Source organism: Pseudomonas sp. UBA5706, assembly GCF_002419965.1.
Lineage (GTDB): Bacteria > Pseudomonadota > Gammaproteobacteria > Pseudomonadales > Pseudomonadaceae > Aquipseudomonas.
Window position 1 is genome coordinate 25,756 of sequence record NZ_DIHC01000032.1, and the last position, 16,923, is coordinate 42,678.

The 16,923-nt window shown below is 61.9% G+C and carries 8 protein-coding genes and 1 pseudogene; 4 read left to right on the forward strand and 5 right to left on the reverse strand.

The window, feature by feature from the left end:
• Positions 1-8: 8 nt before the first annotated feature.
• Positions 9-956, reverse strand: a complete 948-nt coding sequence (cpaB, locus tag B3I26_RS15030; RefSeq protein WP_296258673.1) for a Flp pilus assembly protein CpaB — start codon at positions 954-956, stop codon at positions 9-11.
• A 320-nt stretch (positions 957-1,276) separates the two neighbouring features.
• On the opposite strand from cpaB, the gene B3I26_RS15035 reads away from it, so the two are divergent.
• Together B3I26_RS15035 and B3I26_RS15040 are read left to right on the forward strand one after the other, a co-directional pair.
• Complete coding sequence (locus B3I26_RS15035) at positions 1,277-1,453, forward strand: Flp family type IVb pilin (RefSeq protein ID WP_296258675.1); 177 nt, start codon at positions 1,277-1,279, stop codon at positions 1,451-1,453.
• Positions 1,454-1,524: 71 nt separating this feature from the next.
• A complete protein-coding gene (locus B3I26_RS15040) occupies positions 1,525-1,935 on the forward strand; it encodes a response regulator (RefSeq protein ID WP_296258677.1) in 411 nt (136 codons plus the stop codon).
• Between the two features lie 151 nt (positions 1,936-2,086).
• Here B3I26_RS15040 and B3I26_RS15045 read toward each other — a convergent pair whose 3' ends face one another.
• The 3 genes and pseudogenes from B3I26_RS15045 to pbpC all read right to left on the reverse strand — a co-directional run.
• Positions 2,087-3,763, reverse strand: coding sequence for a ShlB/FhaC/HecB family hemolysin secretion/activation protein (locus B3I26_RS15045; protein WP_296258678.1), 1,677 nt, complete (start codon positions 3,761-3,763; stop codon positions 2,087-2,089).
• A 185-nt stretch (positions 3,764-3,948) separates the two neighbouring features.
• Positions 3,949-5,634, reverse strand: a complete 1,686-nt coding sequence (locus B3I26_RS15050) for a collagen-like triple helix repeat-containing protein (RefSeq protein WP_296258679.1) — start codon at positions 5,632-5,634, stop codon at positions 3,949-3,951.
• A 428-nt stretch (positions 5,635-6,062) separates the two neighbouring features.
• A pseudogene (gene pbpC, locus B3I26_RS15055) lies at positions 6,063-8,375 on the reverse strand (peptidoglycan glycosyltransferase PbpC); the annotation flags it as partial.
• A gap of 269 nt (positions 8,376-8,644) precedes the next feature.
• Between pbpC and B3I26_RS15060 the strand changes: the two are divergent.
• Complete coding sequence (locus B3I26_RS15060; protein WP_092407437.1) at positions 8,645-8,938, forward strand: hypothetical protein; 294 nt, start codon at positions 8,645-8,647, stop codon at positions 8,936-8,938.
• A 443-nt stretch (positions 8,939-9,381) separates the two neighbouring features.
• Here the strand turns inward: B3I26_RS15060 and B3I26_RS15065 are convergent, their stop codons facing one another.
• Entirely contained in the window at positions 9,382-14,304 is a 4,923-nt protein-coding gene (locus B3I26_RS15065; protein ID WP_296258680.1) for an alpha-2-macroglobulin family protein, read from the reverse strand.
• Between the two features lie 1,223 nt (positions 14,305-15,527).
• Between B3I26_RS15065 and B3I26_RS15070 the strand changes: the two genes are divergently transcribed.
• On the forward strand, positions 15,528-16,877 hold the full coding sequence (locus B3I26_RS15070) for an MATE family efflux transporter (protein WP_296258681.1): 1,350 nt from the start codon (positions 15,528-15,530) through the stop codon (positions 16,875-16,877).
• Positions 16,878-16,923 lie beyond the last annotated feature (46 nt).

Here is a 16,923-nt window from a genome sequence, read left to right on the forward strand (position 1 = left end):
TGCTCGAATCAGGGTGTTTGCTGGGTCATTTGGTTGCCACGGATGACTTCCACCGGTTTAGGCCCGCGAGGCGCCGCACCGCTGGCACGTGAGGTAGCGTTCGCCTGCATGTTCAGTTGATCGAAGTGAATGATGTTGCGATTGGCGGTGTCCGCCTGCAGGGCAATGTCACTGTCACCCGCCCAGTACCGCTCAAGGTTCCTCTCGTCGGCACTGCGCACGGCCAGCCGCAGAAGGCCGGCCTGCGAGGCCAGCGTTAACCGGCTGAGCAGTTTTTCCGGGACAGCGACCACCACGCTACGGGCGTTGGCCTTGAGTTTTTGTTGCTGCGCGCGGTCGTCGCGACTCACGCCCTGATCGTCCTGGCCCTCATTTACGGGGCCTGTGAGTGCACCGACGCTGAGCACGCGCAGTGCGGCAGCGACGGTCTGCGCACTGCGGTCGGTGCTGGGTTGCTCGGGCGGAATATAGAGCAGGACATCGACGTAATCGCCGGGGCTCAACTGGCCGCCGGCGCCGATGATCTCGTCGATGCCCAGTGCCAGGGCTCGTTCGCCGGGACGGATCATGCGCGCCAGCGCGCCCCCCGCCTCGAAGCTGCTTTCGGTCAGCCACGTGCCGGCTGAAAGGGGTCGCCACGGCATACGGCCTACCGCCTCTTCAGGTTTGCTGAAGCTGCCGGCAGGGGCTACCTTGAGCCGCTCGACGATCAGGTCCTCGGCCTTGATGGCTTGATAGGCGGGAATGTCATTGGCCAGCACCAGTACGGGCTGGCGAGTGAGATCTTGCGCGGGCTTTTCCTCGATCACCGGAGCCGGGACAGGCGCGACACTCTGGGCAACCGGAGCCTGCGCAACGGGGACGGGCTGACGGCTCAACACCAGTCCCCAATACCCGGCAAACAACGCACCCAGTAAAAAGAGTACAGCCAGCCCCTTTGTAACGCGACTGCTCATAACGGCCCCCCATGCCCAACTCCAACTTAAAAGTAACAGCACAGATCGCTTAATCAGTTGGCTGTGAACATTGATCCCTATCGCTTTATGAAGGTAGCCGAAGTCATTCAAAAAGCCATTAGCAGTAGGAAATTTCCTACTGCGGTATTCATTCGAGGGGACTTAACTACCGAGAGGTTGCCATTCGCTTTTATTACTTTGTGATTAATGCTTTCTTGTGATTGTGGTGTATGCGTTTGGCGGCAATGCTGTAACCACGAAGGATTGTTATGACGCTGTATGCGTGTAGATATGCGCCTTGTGCGCCGAGGAGAAGTCAGATGTCCCTTATGTATTTTTCTGCATTGCTGCGTAAGTTCGTTAAGGATGAGGAAGCGGCGTCCGGGATCGAGTATGCAATCGTGGTCGCCATGGTGGCCGTTGTCATCGCGGCGTTCATAACGCCGATCGGAAATAAAATCACCGCGATGTTTACATCGCTGTCCTCGGCGTTGTGAATGACCTGACGACAAACTCTGCTGATCCATCGTGATGGTCCGTGAACGTCAATTTCGGTAGGTGAATCAACATGCGTGTCCACTCAACACGCCAACAGTTATTACTCGTTGACGACGAAGAGGACGCCAATGAAGAGCTGGCAGAGTTGCTGGAAGGCGAAGGCTTTTGCTGCTTCACTGCGTCATCGGTCAAAGAGGCGCTCAAGCAACTGGCCTTGCACCCGGACATTGCATTGGTCATTACCGACTTGCGGATGCCGGAGCAGAGCGGCATCTCGTTGATCAAGCGTCTGCGCGAGCATCCCTCGCGCCAGCACCTTCCCGTGATCGTTACCTCGGGCCATGCGGACATGGAAGACGTCAGCGACCTGTTGCGCCTTCAGGTGCTGGATCTGTTTCGTAAACCTATCTATCACGTGCGCCTGGTGGAAACGCTCAATAAGCTGTTCGCGCAACCGAAGGTTTATCAGGTCGGGCCATAAGCCCATAGGCAAGCTCACCCCACGTGCGGTCCAAGCCCATAACGCTCAACTACCCTCACCTGCCTCCAAAGCAATCCTGCCCACCCGTGTTAATGCCAGCAAAACAGCTGCCACGGCCTAGCCGTACGCGACAGGCGTTTGCGTACTTACGCTATAGCTGATAGCTGAAACTCAAGGTAAAACGCGGATTGCGGTTGAAGCTGTCCAGGCCCACGTCGGACATGGGCTTTGCAGCCTCCAGAGCAATGTTGTAATAACGCGCATCACCCAAGCGCAATCCCAGCGCCGAGGAGGACAATTTCGAATCCCTGACCGCAAGCTCGTTGAACCAGGTACGCGCCGCGTCAAACACGACGTATGGCTGCAGCACTTTCACCCAGTTGCCGTCGTGCATGAAGCTGTAGTTGACCTCGTATGCCACGCCCCAACCCTTGTCACCCGACGCCTGATCGGTCGGATAGCCACGGCCGAAATTCTGCCCGCCGAACTGTGCTCGTTCGCTGTCTGGCAAGGTGTCGTTGCTCCAGTACAACGCCGCCGAAAACACCCCCTGCCAGTGCTCGAAAAACTTGTCGCTTTGCACCCCGGATAACCGCGCCCGGAAGAAATCCAGATCGTAGGTGGTGTCGTCGGTCTTCGCGCCCATACCGTCGATGCCGCGGTACAGGCCGCCGCTGAGAATCCGCAATTGCCGGTCCGTCGACTTGCGCCAGTCGCCCTCAAAAGCGAGCGCGCGTATATCGGTGCGGCTCTGGATGCTCAGTGGAAAGCCGATCACGTCATAGCGGGTCTTGTCGTTTACGGCGTACAAGCGCGCACCGGCGCTCAGCCATTCGTTCTGCGCAGCGATCAGCGGATGAGTGAAGCCGATGGAATAACGGTCGTTGTCGCGCCGCCGTTTGAGCTCCAGGCCGTTATCCAGCGCAATGTTGGTCCCCGGTTCACTGCGATAACGGGATGCCGAGAGGTTCAGCTGCGTGCCCTCGGTGTTGAGAAACTGGCTGTAATCCAGGCGGTAGTAATGCTCCTTGTCATCGCCCGGCGGAAACAGGCCGCTAAAGGTCAGTTGCTCGGCCATCGATGTCTGCGCATTGCTGCTGACACCTAACAGCGCCTGAACGCCGTCGCGGTTGTCATCGGTTGTACTGAGGTTACTGGTGACCGGTTTGCGCGACGCTTGGGCGATCAGCGTGGTGGCGCCGTCGGTGGTACCCGGTGGCGGGACCTGCGCCTGCAAGGTCACTCCGGGCACTCGGCTCATCAACGAGGTGTAGCGCTCGAATGTCTTGCGGGTCAACGGGCGCTCCTGCTTGAGCTTATTTGCAAGCTTTTGCAGGTAGGCCGACACATTGCCGACATCGCCTTCCAATCGGTAATCGCGTACATAGCCTTCCACCAACACCACCCGCACCAGTCCCTGATCGAAACCCTGGGGAGGCAAAAAAGCATAGGACAGCAGATAGCCGTCGTCCTGATACCGCTTGGTAATGCCGCGCGTGGCCTCGATCAATTCGGCCAGCGTGGCATCACGGCCGATGAGGGGCTGGAAGGCGGCGCCCAGTTCCTCAAGCGAATAAACGGTGCCGCCTTCGATACGGATTTTGCGCACCCCCACCCGGGTGCTCATCATCAGCAGTGTGGTCTGGGCAGGGGGCGTCGGCACTTGAAACGCGGGCGTTGTCGGACGGTAGGCATCGGCGGGCAGGTTGGGTGCCCGAAGTGTTCGCTCTCGGTCATTGCTGTTGAGAAAACCGGGCAACGGTTCAGCGTTCGCGAACAAAGGCGAGACGCAAAAACCGGCCATAACGACAGGGATTAAGGCACGCATAGGACCCTCCATTGGCCAATAGCAGCGACAACGCACGGGCAAAAAAAAGACAGGGGGCCATTTGACTCCCCTGTCTAAAACAAGCGTAGGCGTAATAGGAAAAGCCGCTACCGCAGTAAGCTGGAGAAAGAACACTTCGTCACGGAAAACAGACTCGCGACAGTTCTTACACTTCCCGGCACGTCTTACTTACGGTTGGCCAACCCACCACCGAGGACGCTTGTCACCCCGTTGAGAATACCTCCGACGCCACCATTCGCTGTGCCGCCGTTAGGGTTCACCAGCCCGCCAACCTGGGTCAACGTGTTGCCCACCGACGAAACCGTCCCCCCCAGTGCAGCCGTTACCTGACCGCCATTGCCGGCCGCGATCTGATTGCCCAGATTGCCGACTGCCCCGCCGGTCTGCGCGAGCAGGCCATTGATCGGGGCTCCGAGGCCCGTGGCGCCGCCGATGTTCTGTGTGATGCCAGCGACGTTGCTCACCACCGGAGCGAGCGCTGCGCCGACGTTGTTCGTCAGTGCGCCGATCGGTGCGCCGATTGCCGTGTTGGCGACACCATTGCCCCCCAGGATCGGGCCGAGCGAGGCGACGGTGTTGCCGACGCCCACACCGTTGAGCCCCGCCGCGCCAAGCACGCCGCCGCCAGAACCTGCGTTCAACCCTGAACCGGCGGCCGCCACCACGCCGCCTACGTTTTCCAGCAACCCGCCGTTGAAACCCGGCACGCCTGGAAGGCCTGGCAGCGTGCCTCCCGCGCCGGCCCCGACGTTGACATTCACATAACCGCCAGCGGTGCCCGCTACATTACCCACCCCAGCGAGACTGCCACCCAGACCTGCTGCCACCGGATTGTTTTGTGCGCTGTCTTGCACGCCGGAACCCAGGCTGTTAAGCGACCCTTTGACGTTCTGCAGCAGGCCGTTCACCGGCTGGCCCAGCCCCGTGGCGCTACCGACGCCATTGGTGGTCGACTCGAGCATCGCCACCACCGGCACCAGCTTGTCGCCGAGGGCCTGGGTCGCCGAGCCCGTCGGGCCGGAGGTGGTACCGGTGCTGAGGGTGTCACCGAGCATGGTGACTTTCTGCCCGACGCCATCGACCAGATTACCGGTGCCACTGACTACAGTGCCAACCAGCGGCACTTGCTCGATGGTCGACGAGCGGGCGAATTTCGATACACCCCTCCCCGCCGCGGACACGCCGGTGCCCAGGTCACCCGTTGCATCGCCGACGCTGGCAAGCGTGACACCGAGTGAGTTGCTGTCATCGCCCAATGTGCCGAGGCCGTTGACCAGGCCGTCGCTAACGCTGTTGGTCGCCACGCCGACGGACGAGACCAGGCCCCCTGCACCGGAGGTCAGGTCGGTATTGCCGGCAACTGGCACCGAGGACACGGCATCGCCGACACCGACCACAGCGTCGCCTACCTGACCGAACACATTGCCCAGGTTGGCGCTAGTCCGCGCCGTCGTGCTTCGTGTACGGATCACGGGCGTTCCTCCACCGCCGGTTCCGCCGGAGCCATCAGTCGCACCGCCGTCGGTGCCACCTGTTCCTCCAGTGCCGGTGCCGCCGGTTCCGCCATCGACTACGCCGCCGTCCGTACCGCCTGTGCCACCCGTTCCAGACCCACCGGTCCCGCCGTTCCCGCTATCGCCTGTGCCTCCTGTTCCGCCAGCACTGCCGGTTGCGCCGGTGCCGCTGCCATCGGAGGATCCGCCGCTGGCAGATCCTGCCGACGTGCCCGCTGTTGATGACGAGCCATTGACATGACTTTTCGAACCGCCACCGCCGCTGCTGCACCCGCCAAGGCTAACCGCCAAAACCAGTGCCAGTGCCGATGTTGCGACAAACATCTGGGTTTTCATGGGGAGAATCCTTCCAAAACTATTGTTTTATCGACTTATCGGCTGGGCCGAAAAGCAGTTGTCCATGGCGACATAACAGTCTTGGGAAAGGGGTTAGGCAATTCGTAAGTTGGTATTAACCACTTATATAAATGAGCAACGACACACCTCGAATCAGACGGATCTTCATGTAAATCAATGGGTTTTGAACGGGTCGAAATGGCGAAACCGGAGGGATGTCAGAAAGTTATATAGTCGTAATTGACGGGTTGTTTGTCTTGGATTCTCACTGCGGGCCCTGAAGCCGTCGGGAGCCAAGCCCTGCGACCGCGGCGTGCCAGGCGCACCTTGTGTGCAGTTTTACTGCCGGTCCCTGAACCATCGCCGGCAAGCCGAGCGCCTACGCCATTCGGGCAGCAGCGGGCTGGTGTCGCAGCACTTAATCGTGCTCAATCCACCACGCTGAACTCCACCCGCGCGGTTTGTCCACTCTCGTCCAGCACACTCAATTGATAGCGACCCAGCCGGCTGAAACTGTGGCTGTAACTGTCCTGATTAGCCGTATCGCCGACCGGCGCGCCATCGATGAACCACCAGCGCCGCCCCAAGCCCCCCAGCGCTGAAAAGTTGAGACGCAGCTGCTGCTGGCTGCCCGTCGGCAAGCGCAGTTGGTCCCCTTCCCGCACGCCCACGATCGATATCGGTGTCGCCAGACCCAGGCTCTGGGGCGGGCAGGCAGGATCGATGGCAGGCAGGCGCATGTCGCGCCGTTCGGCCTTGGGCAGCCAAGGCTCCAGTGAAGCGGGCCACAGCGCAATATCGCGGGGCTGCGACTGTGGACAACCGGCACCGACGCGCAGGCCTTTGTCATTGATCCAGACCTTCTCCAGCAGCCCCAACCCCAACGGCTGATCGGTGGCCTGCAAGGTCGGCGGCGTGGTGCCGTCGAGCGTCCAGGCAAAGCGCTGACGCCGACAATTGGGATCGCTCTTGCTCAGCGGTTGGCCCAGCGGCCAACAGATGGCCGCGACCCCCACATTCAGGGGAACAGGGGACACCGGCGGCAGGATGTTGCGCTGCGCATCGCGGTTCACCAGCAGGTCGTGCACCTGCAGCATCAGCGGCGCTGCCGAGGCCAGGCCGAACTGTCCGGGCACTGGCGTGCCATCGGGCCGGCCTATCCACACGCCAATCAAGAAGCGCGGCCCGACGCCAATCGACCAGGCGTCGCGAAATCCATAACTGGTGCCGGTTTTCCAAGCCAATGCCGGCCGTTGCACCAGCTCCGCGTGAGGGTCCAGATCGGGTCGCGACTGGCCGCTAAGAATGCGCCGGATGATCCAGGCGGCCCCCGGCGACATCATTGGCCGGTCACGCAACCGGTCCTGCGGTTGCAGGCGAATATCGGCGCTGCGCCCGCCCCGTGCAAACGCGCTATAGCCACCGACCAGGTCCTCCAGACGACTCCCCGCGCCTCCCAGAATCAGCGCCAGATTCGGCTCGGCCAGCGGCGGCAGCGTCAGCGGCACCCCGCCGTTGCGCAACTCGGCGGCGAAGCGTTTTGGCCCGTAGGCTTCCAGCAGCTGCACAGCAGGCAGGTTGAGCGACATCGACAGCGCCGAACTGGCCGCGACCGCACCGTTGAAGCCGGAGGAAAAGTTGCCCGGCCGATAGTCGCCATAACGCCTTGGCACATCCTGCATCAGCGATTCGGAATGTATCAACCCGGCGTCCATCGCCTTGCCATAGAGAAACGGCTTGAGGGTCGAGCCCGGTGAGCGCAGCGCACTGACCATGTCGACATGGCCAAAGCGCTTGGTATCGCCGATGTCCACCGACCCTACGTAGGCACGAACCGCCATGTTCTCGGCCTCCACCACCAGAATCGCCGCCGAGGTGCGCTCGGGTAAGCGCGCGCGCCAGCCCAGCAAGAGGTCTTCGAGACGGCGCTGCAATCCGGCATCGAGCGTGGTGCGGATCAGCGGTGGGCTGCCCGGTCGGTTCAGGCGCCGGGCCAACAGTGGCGCCAGGCTAGGCTCCTGTCGCGGGGCAAGCAGTAAAGGCTCCTCCAGCGCCTCGTCCACCGCCTGCTGCGGCCACTCGCCGAATTCGGCCAGACGGCGCAGTACCTTGTCGCGAGCCATTTGAGCGCGTTGTGGATGGCGATCAGGGCGCAGCCGGCTTGGTGCCTGGGGCAACACCGCAAGCAGCGCGGCATCGGCGCGGGTCAGTTGCTGTGGGGATTTGCCCAGATACGCCCAACTGGCCGCCGCGACGCCTTGCAACGTGCCACCGAAGGGTGCGCGATTGAGGTACAGGCCGAGGATCTCCTGCTTGGACAGGTGCCACTCCAATTGGGCGGTACGCCACAGCTGACGCAGCTTGCCGGGCAAGGTGCGCGAATGAGGATCGAGCAAACGCGCAACCTGCATCGACAAGGTACTGCCCCCGGACACCACATGCCCGCCGCTGAAGTTCTGCCAGGTGGCGCGCAGCAGCGCCATGGGGTTTACGCCGGGATGCCGATAGAACCAGCGATCTTCGTAGGTCAGCAGCGCATCGAGATAATACGGCGACACCTGATCCACACTCACCGGATAACGCCACACGCCGTTGGCATCGGCAAAGCGCCAGAGGGGCGTGCCATCTTCGGCCAGTACCACGCGAGCCAGATCATCTCTGGGCAACGGTAACGGCCAGAGGCGATCGGCGAGCCAGAGCAGCAGGCAGAACACCAGCAGCCCCCCCGCCAGCCATCGAAGTACACGGCCTGCTGTCTGTCGCTGACTGGGGGACGTGTCGGGAACCTGTGGGAGCGAGCTTGCTCGCGAAGGCGTACCGTCAGGCGTCTCTGATGCCGCCGAGCCACCGACTCGCGAGCAAGCGCGATCCCACCAGGCTCTGCAGCGAGTCGCAAGAAATCCACGCTTCATGCCAAAGAGCCTTTATCCTGCAGGGAACTCGGCCCGCCCATCGGTAGCCAAAGCGAACAGTGCCTTTTTCGGCTCATCCCCTTCATCAGGAAGCAGACATGCAGGTAGAAAGCGTTTTCGAATGGCTCGGCCAGGTAATCGGGGCCGTGATTCGCTTCGTCGTCGACGGGTTAAGCTGGTTGTTCAACATGTTTACTCATGCCGGTGGCAATTTCGTCGACGGGTTATCACGCACGTTGGGCATGGACACCTCACTGATCAGCATCGTCGCCCTGATCATCGGGCTGATGCTGCTGTACTCGGCGATCCGCGCCTTCATGCGCGCCTCGATCATCATGGGGATTATCTGGCTGTTTCTGGGATTGTGGTTACTGAGCTGGATTATTCATTAAGGTCCTCACCGGCGTGATCGTCCCCGCGTTACCACGCAGAGCGTGGGAACGAGCAGCTAACTCCTCACCGGCATGATCGTTCCCACGCTCCGCGTGGGAATGCATCCCACGACGCTGTGCGTCGTCACAACAGCAGACGCGCAGCTTCCATCCCGCGTTACCACGCAACGCGCGGGAACGAGCAGCTAACTCCCCACCGGCATGATCGTACCCACGCTCCGCGTGGGAATGCATCCCACGACGCTGTGCGTCGTAACAACAGCAGACGCGCAGCTTCCATCCCCGCGTTACCACGCAACGCGCGGGAACGAGCAGCTAACTCCCCACCGGTATGATCGTTCCCACGCCCACGCTCCGCGTGGGAAGGCATCCCACGACGCTGTGCGTCGTCACACAGCAAACGCGGCGAACATCGTGATCCGCCGCACCCCATAGGCTGCCCCTTACTTCTTCCCTTTCACTACCAACTGCGCCGGCGCATCGCCCAAAGCCTGCCAGTTCGGCCGGTACATCGATTCGATCTGCGGCGGCGGCACGCGGTAGGTGCCCGGTGTCACAGCCCGCGCCAGATAAAGCAGATGCACGGTGTTGAAACCCTGCAGATCCACCGCCGCGACATAACGATCAGCGCGGAACTCCTGATGCTTGATACCGGCGTTTTCCATCGACTCACGCCACTGCTTCACCGAGCCACTGGCATCTTCCAGACTGGCCGCGCTTTGCGCCAGATTCTGGTTTTCGATCTCAAGCCCGGCTGGCAGCAAATCCACCACCAGCGCATCCGGCACCCGCTCCTTGGCTTTGAGCTCCAGATGCACCAGCACCAGTTCGCCACTTTTCAACGCGTTCAGGTTCAGCGCCTGGCCATCCATACCCAGGTACTCGCGACGAATCGCCAGGTTCTCGCCACCGGCCACGGGAGGCTGCGAGGGATAACCGGAAATCGTCATCTGCTGATACAACGTGTCGCCGCCGGTGTTCTGTACGGTCAGCGGCGCAGCCAGCACGGAGCTGTCGAGTTTCACGCCCGGTTGATCGTTGCTCAGCTCGCGATTGTTGCTGCCGCTGTTCAAGGTCGCCGCCCACTTGCCTTCCGGCTTGCCGAGCAAATCGCGCCCGGCGAGGAACAGCGAGTTACGCTCCTGGGTCGACAAATAGCGGCTGGCCGCAACCTGATCCGACAGCGCAAACAGACGCTCCTCGACCTTGTCAGTCGCCAGTTTGTTTTCCTCCAGCAGCGACAGAATCAGCGCCTGATCGCGCAACGGGCTGCCGTAGTCGGCCAGCCAGTCGTTGGCCTTGCGACCCGCCGCCAGCCCCGCCAGCAACGCTTGATCGGCACGGGGTTTGTCGCCCATTTTTTCCAAGGCGATGGACAACTGCACCAACGGCAGCCCGGAGCGTGCATCGGCACGACGTTCGAACAGGCTGCGCAGCGCACCCAGCGGCGCCTGCTGGCTGCGCGACAGCACCAGACCCGCATAAGCCTGTACGGCGAAGCGGGTGTGCTCGGCGTTTTCGCTGTAGTTAACCTCGATCTGATTGCGCTCCTGCAGGTAACGCAACAAACGCTCGCTGGCTTTCTTCAAGGCATCCGGCGGCACCGCAAAACCCTGATCACGGGCGCGCAGCAGGAAGTCGGTGACGTAGGCGGTCAGCCAGTATTCTTCCTCGCCATCAGCGCCCCACAGACCGAAACTGCCGTTGTAGCGCTGCATGCCCAACAGGCGCTCGATGCCGATTTCGATTTTGCGCTTACGCTCGGCATCGGACTCACCCTCCAGCCCCAGCCGCTTGAGGACCGCGGCGTCGGCATACAGCGACGGGTACAGACCGCTGGTGGTCTGTTCCAGGCATCCGTAGGGATAAGCCTTCAGCGCCCGAATCTGTTCGCCAAGGTTCAACGGCGGATGGCTCGACACTGACAGCAGCGCCTCACGCCCGGCAGGCTCGAACGCCTCCAGCGCACCTTCCGGCAGGCTCCACGCCTGATCCTTGAGCACCGCACGGTACTGCCTCAGCATCGCCGGGTAGGCCGGACGCACACCGATGGTCCACTCACGACTGAACGCAGGCAGGTTCTCGCCCGGCAGATCCAGGCCGTTGACCGTCACCTGGATCACGCCCTGACCAAAACCACCCTGAGCCTTCACCGGAATCTGCAACGTGGTGCGCTGGCCCTGATTGAGGCTGACCGCCTTTGTGCCGTCGCCTTCGGCCAGACTCAGTTGCCCAAGGGCGGTGACCTGCACATTGAGCTTCTGCGCTTTGCCCGACAGGTTTGACAGGTCCAGCGCCACTTTGGTCTGGTCGCCACCGGCAAGGAAACGCGGTGCCGACAGCTCGGCGATCAGCGGCGCGGCGACCACGGTTTTAGCTTCGGCCATGCCATAGCGCTCGTCGGTCCAGGCTTGGGCCATGATCCGCAATTGGCCGTTGAAGTCGGGAATATCAACACTAACCTCGGCATCGCCCTGATCGTTCAGCGTCACCGGCGCGCTCTGCAATGCAACGATGGTGACGCTGGTTTCAGGACGCTTGCCGCCCTTGGCCAGCGCCGCATCACCGCCGAATGCCAGGCTCGCCAGACGATTGCGCCCGGCTTCGATCAACTGGCCGTAAATGTCCAGTTGATCGGCGCCGTATTGCTTGCGCCCGAACAGGCCGGTAAACGGATCCGGCGTGGCGTATTCGGTGATGTTGAGAATTCCGACATCCACCGCCGCGACCAGCACATGCACGTTCTTCGGGATCGAACCGTCGGCGTTTTTTGCGTTGACCTTGAGTTTGAGCGGCTGCTTGGGACGCATCTTCTCAGGCGCCGTGACGGTCAGCGCCAGTTTGCGTTGCGAGCGATCCAGCGGCAGATGCAACACGCCGACGGCGCGTTTGGGCGTGACGTTGGCCTTGCGCTCGCCCGGACGAATCACCAGCGCGCTGACGTACAGGTCGTGGCGCGCCCATTTCTTGTCCACCGGCACATCGAAGGTCTTGCCCTCGGCCGGCACATCGATTTCCTGCCACCACAGCGGACCTTCGCTGGACTCCACCAACAGATAGCCCTTGCCCGCCGAGGGCGGCGTGACGGTGACCTTGGCCGTGTCGCCATCGGCGTAGGCCGGTTTGTCCAGCGCCAGCTTGACCTGATCGGGTCGCACGGCGCCGCCTTCGGCGTTGTCCTGCCAGCGGTAGCCGGCCCAGAAACGCACGCTGCTAACGAGGCCGGTGGTTGGGTCTTCGACTTCCACGCGGTACGGGCCCCACTCCACCGGGAAGCTGACCTTGGCCGTGGAGTCCTTCTTCACGCTGAGGGTCTCTTCGGACAGGTTGAGGAATTTCTCGTTGTAGTGGTAGCTCCAGCCATCGCTGTCGGAGTAGTTCCAGTAGTAATCGCGACGCTCGCGAATCAATCGCACCTTGAGGTTGTCGGCGGCCAGTTTGTGGCCTTGGGCGTCGGCCATGAGCACTTCGAATTCCACCGGACCATCGCCGTCGGTGGCGTCGCCATCGAACAGTCCGCGCAGGCCGGGCAGCGTGTCGGCAGGCCATACCGGTTGCGTCAGGCGTCGGGTTATGGGGCGACCACCGGACTCCTGCAGGCTGGCTTGCAGGACCAGCTCCAGTGGCGAACGGGCCTTGGCCCATTGGCTGTCGATGCTCAGGTCCAGTTTGCCATTGGCGTCGAGGGTGCCGTCTTCGATTTCAAGATCCTGTTTCAGGTCCTCCTCGGTCACCGATCCAAACTGATACCCCGGCAGCCCCGGCACCGCTTCACGCAGCGGGCGCACATAGAGTTGACCGGTCAGACGATTGCCCGAAGCAGGCGCGCCGTAGAGGTAACGGCCATTGATGGAAACATCGAACGGCGCATCAGGCGCCAGTGGCGTATCGCTGCCCTTGAGTTCCAGAGCCATGCGTTCCGGCAGGAAATCCTCGACCTGGAATTCATATAACTGGGGCTTGCCGTCGCCCAGGTCAAACACCAGCTGCCAGCGTCCGGTCGGGGCTTCGTCCGACAGTTGCAGTTGATACTGGTAAAGCCCCGTGGCGTCGGCGTCCCACACGAACTTGCGACTGACCTGATCATCCGGGCGGCGCACTTCCACGGTGATCGGCTGAGGTTTCACGCTCTTGCCGTCGCTGTCACGCAGCAGACCGTTGAGCAGCACCACTTCGCCGGGGCGATACAGGTCGCGAGGGCCAAAGATGAAGAATTGCAACGGATGGGCTTGTGGGCCGGTGATGTCGAATTCGGCAAGATCCAGCGCGGCACTGTTCAGGCGCAGCATGCTGGTCTGCTCACCTTGATGGGCCAACAGCACCTGAGCCTTGGCTGGCAGCGGCAGTTCGGCGTGACCGGCACTGTCGGTCTTGCCCTGGCCGACCACGCGGCCCTTGTCGTCATACAGTTCGAGGCCTACGCCGTCCAGCGCCTTGCCACCTTCAAGCGCTTGGGTAAAGACGTCCAGACGGTTGGCGTAGCGATGCGCGGACAGACCGATATCGCTGAGCGTGAACAGCGTCGCAGGCTGCGAATAGTTGTAGGTGCCCGAGGCGCGCATCACGGCCAGGTACACGCCCGGCTGTTGCAGTGGCTTGAGCCCGGCGATAGGCAGAAGCACGGTTTCCCGGGTGTTGCGCGCAGGGTTCAGGTCGAAACGACCGCCATAGACCAGATCGGCCATGGGCAACAGTTCCTGAGACTCATAGCTTTGCAGGCTGGAAGAGCCTTCCCACGAGCTGAGGAAAGCCGGCAGCGAGTCGGGCTTGATGCGGAAGAATTCGACATCGACCTTGTCGACGTTCAGCGCAATGACCGGCAACCCCTCGGCCAAACGCGTGGGTAACAGGCTGCCGCGACTGGCGAAACCGACTGTGGCATGCAGGTCGGAGGTCTCAAGGCGCGCGGAATATTCGGCGGCAAGGCTATTGTTATTCACGGCCAGCAGGCCCGGATCGATGGTCAGGACCAACTTGCGCTTGGGCTCCAGATGCCGCAGGCGCAGTTCCATGAGGTTGTCCGACAGCTCCCATGCACCATCGACCTTGCCACTGACGCTGTCCACCAGATGCACTTTCTCGGCGAACTTCTGGTCCGGGTTCAGGGGTACGGAAAAACTCAGAGACAGCGTGCTGGCACCGTCAAGCTGGACTTCGGAGACATCCACCACCGCCAGCTCACGCCCGGCGTAGCGCTTGCTCAGCGCAGGAATATCAACGGCGGGTTTGGGTTTCGCGGTATCTGACGCTGGCGCTTGAGTCGCAGCGGGTTGCGCAGGTGCGGGAGCGGGTTTGTCAGAGGTAGAGGAATCACAGGCACTGAGCAGTAACAGCGTGCAGGCCAGGAACAGTCCTTTGTTAAGCATGAGGCACTCATTAGCGGCAGGTGGTGTGAGGAGCAGCAGTTATAGCACCGCAATCGCGTTCGTAAAGTGCGGCGCGCAGATAGACCATGGGTTTGTGCGTCTGTTCGCAGGCTAGGGATCGAGCAACGTCTACTTCTGCGCGCAGGGCCAGAATTACACAACGTCTGCTTCTGCCTGTAGACCAATGACCCACACACTGTCCGCTTCTACCCGCAGGGCGTAGGAGCCCGGCTCGCCGACGATCTGCCGGGAACCGGCAGTAAAACCTCTGAACGCGGTCTTCCTGCACAACCGCGTCGGCTGATGTTGCTGCCGCTACGCGCCAGATCGCCGGCAAGCCGGGCTCCTACGCCCTCTGGGCAGAATCAAAAGCGCGGTTGATGTGGGGCATTTCTCCGCGCAGGACGACAAACCGTCCGTTTCTGCCCGCAGAGCGACAAATCGCGTTCTGCTCCTGCCTGCAGACCGACGAACCGCACACCGTCCGTTTCTGCCCGCTGGGCGACGCACCGCACACCGCCTGCTTCTGCCTGCAGACCGACAAATCGCGTTCTGCTCCTGCCTGCAGACCGACGAACCGCACACCGTCCGTTTCTGCCCGCAGGGCGACGAACCCCACACTGCCTGCTTCTGCCCGCAGGGCGTAGGAGCTGGCTTGCAGGCGATCTGACGGGAACCGGCAGTAAAACCTCTGAACGCGGTCTTCCTGCACAACCGCGTCGGCTGATATTGCTGCCGCTACGCGCCAGATCGCCGGCAAGCCGGGCTCCTACGCCCTCTGGGCAGAATCAAAAGCGCGGTTGATGTGGGGCATTTCTCCGCGCAGGACCACAAACCGTCCGTTTCTGTCCGCAGAGCGACAAATCGCGTTCTGCTCCTGCCTGCAGACCGACGAACCGCACACCGTCCGTTTCTGCCCGCAGGGCGTAGGAGCCTGGCTTGCCGGCGATCTGCCGGGAACCGGCAGTAAAACCTCTGAACGCGGTCTTCCTGCACAACCGCGTCGGCTGATGTTGCTGCCGCTACGCGCCAGATCGCCGGCAAGCCGGGCTCCTACGCCCCCTGGGCAGAGTCAAAAGCGTGTTGTGCAGAACATAAGCACACCGCTGGCATGCCAGAGTACGCGCACTGGGCGCAATCAAGCCCGCGTTGGTATGGAGCACAAGTACGCGGCAGGCTTGCTATCTGTTCGCTACAATGCCGCCCCTTGCGCAGGAGTCCTCATGTCTCACTTCCTCACTGACTGGCGTCAGCGCGTCACTCATCGACAGGTATGGGCGCTGGCAGCACCGATGATCCTGTCGAACATTTCAGTACCGCTGGTTTCACTGGTGGACAGTTCGGTGATAGGCCATCTGCCGCACGCTCACCAACTGGGCGCGGTGGCAGTGGGCGGTACGCTATATAGTTTTCTGGCCTGGGCAATGAGCTTTCTGCGCATGGGTACCACCGGCTTCGCGGCTCAGGCAGCCGGACGTGGGGATGGCACGGCGCTGCGTCAGGTGCTGTTGCAGGGTCTGCTGCTGGCACTGGGATTTGCCGTGTTGCTGGGGTTGGTCGGCCTGCCGTTCCAGCACTTGGCCCTGCAAATGATGCAGCCTTCGGCAGACCTCAATGACCTGACGCGGGACTTCTTCCACACGCGCCTGCTCGGTCTGCCTGCGGCACTGGCAAGCTACGCACTGGTCGGCTGGTTTCTGGGCTTGCAGAACGCTCGCGCGCCGTTGGCCATTCTGCTGACCACCAATCTGGTCAACATCGCCCTCAATCTTTGGTTCGTGCTCGGGCTGGATTGGGGCGTGGTTGGCAGTGCCCGGGCCTCGGTTGTCGCGGAATGGCTCGGCGCGTTGCTGGGCCTGATCCTGACCCGAAAAGGCTTGCGCGATTTCTCCGGGCAGTGGGTGCTGGTCGCGCTCAAACGCTGGCACAGTTGGCGGCCACTGCTGGCGGTCAACCGCGACATTTTCATTCGCAGCCTGGTGCTGCAATCGGTGTTCTTCCTGATCACGGTGCAAGGCGCACGGTTGGGCGATGCCACCGTGGCCGCGAATGCCCTGTTGCTCAACGGCCTGCTACTGACCGCCAACGCATTGGACGGCTTGGCGCACGCGGTGGAAGCGCTCTGCGGCCATGCCATCGGCGCGCGGGATCGTGAAGCGTTGCGTCGCTCATTGAACGTCGCCACTGGCTGGTCATTGATTTGCAGCGTCGCGTTCGCGATCTTCTTTTCGCTCGGCGGGCATTTGTTCGTTGAATTGCAGACCAACATTGCCGAGGTTCGCGACATCGCGTTCATTTACCTGCCTTATCTGGCCGTGCTGCCATTGGTAGCCGTATGGAGCTACCTGCTGGATGGTTTGTTCATCGGCGCCACCCGCGCCCGGGAAATGCGCAATGCAATGGTGGTAACCGCCCTGATCACAGCGCCCTTCGCCTGGCTGGCCAGCGGGGTCGGTAACCACGGCGTGTGGGTGGTGTTTCTGTTATTCATGGCGTTGCGGGCGTTGACGCTGGGGTTTATCGCCAGGCGGCTGAATCGGACAGATGGGTGGTTCGTTCAACCCAGCCCATAAACCGGCGAGCACTGCTTTTGATTCTGCCCGAAGGGCGCAGGAGCGG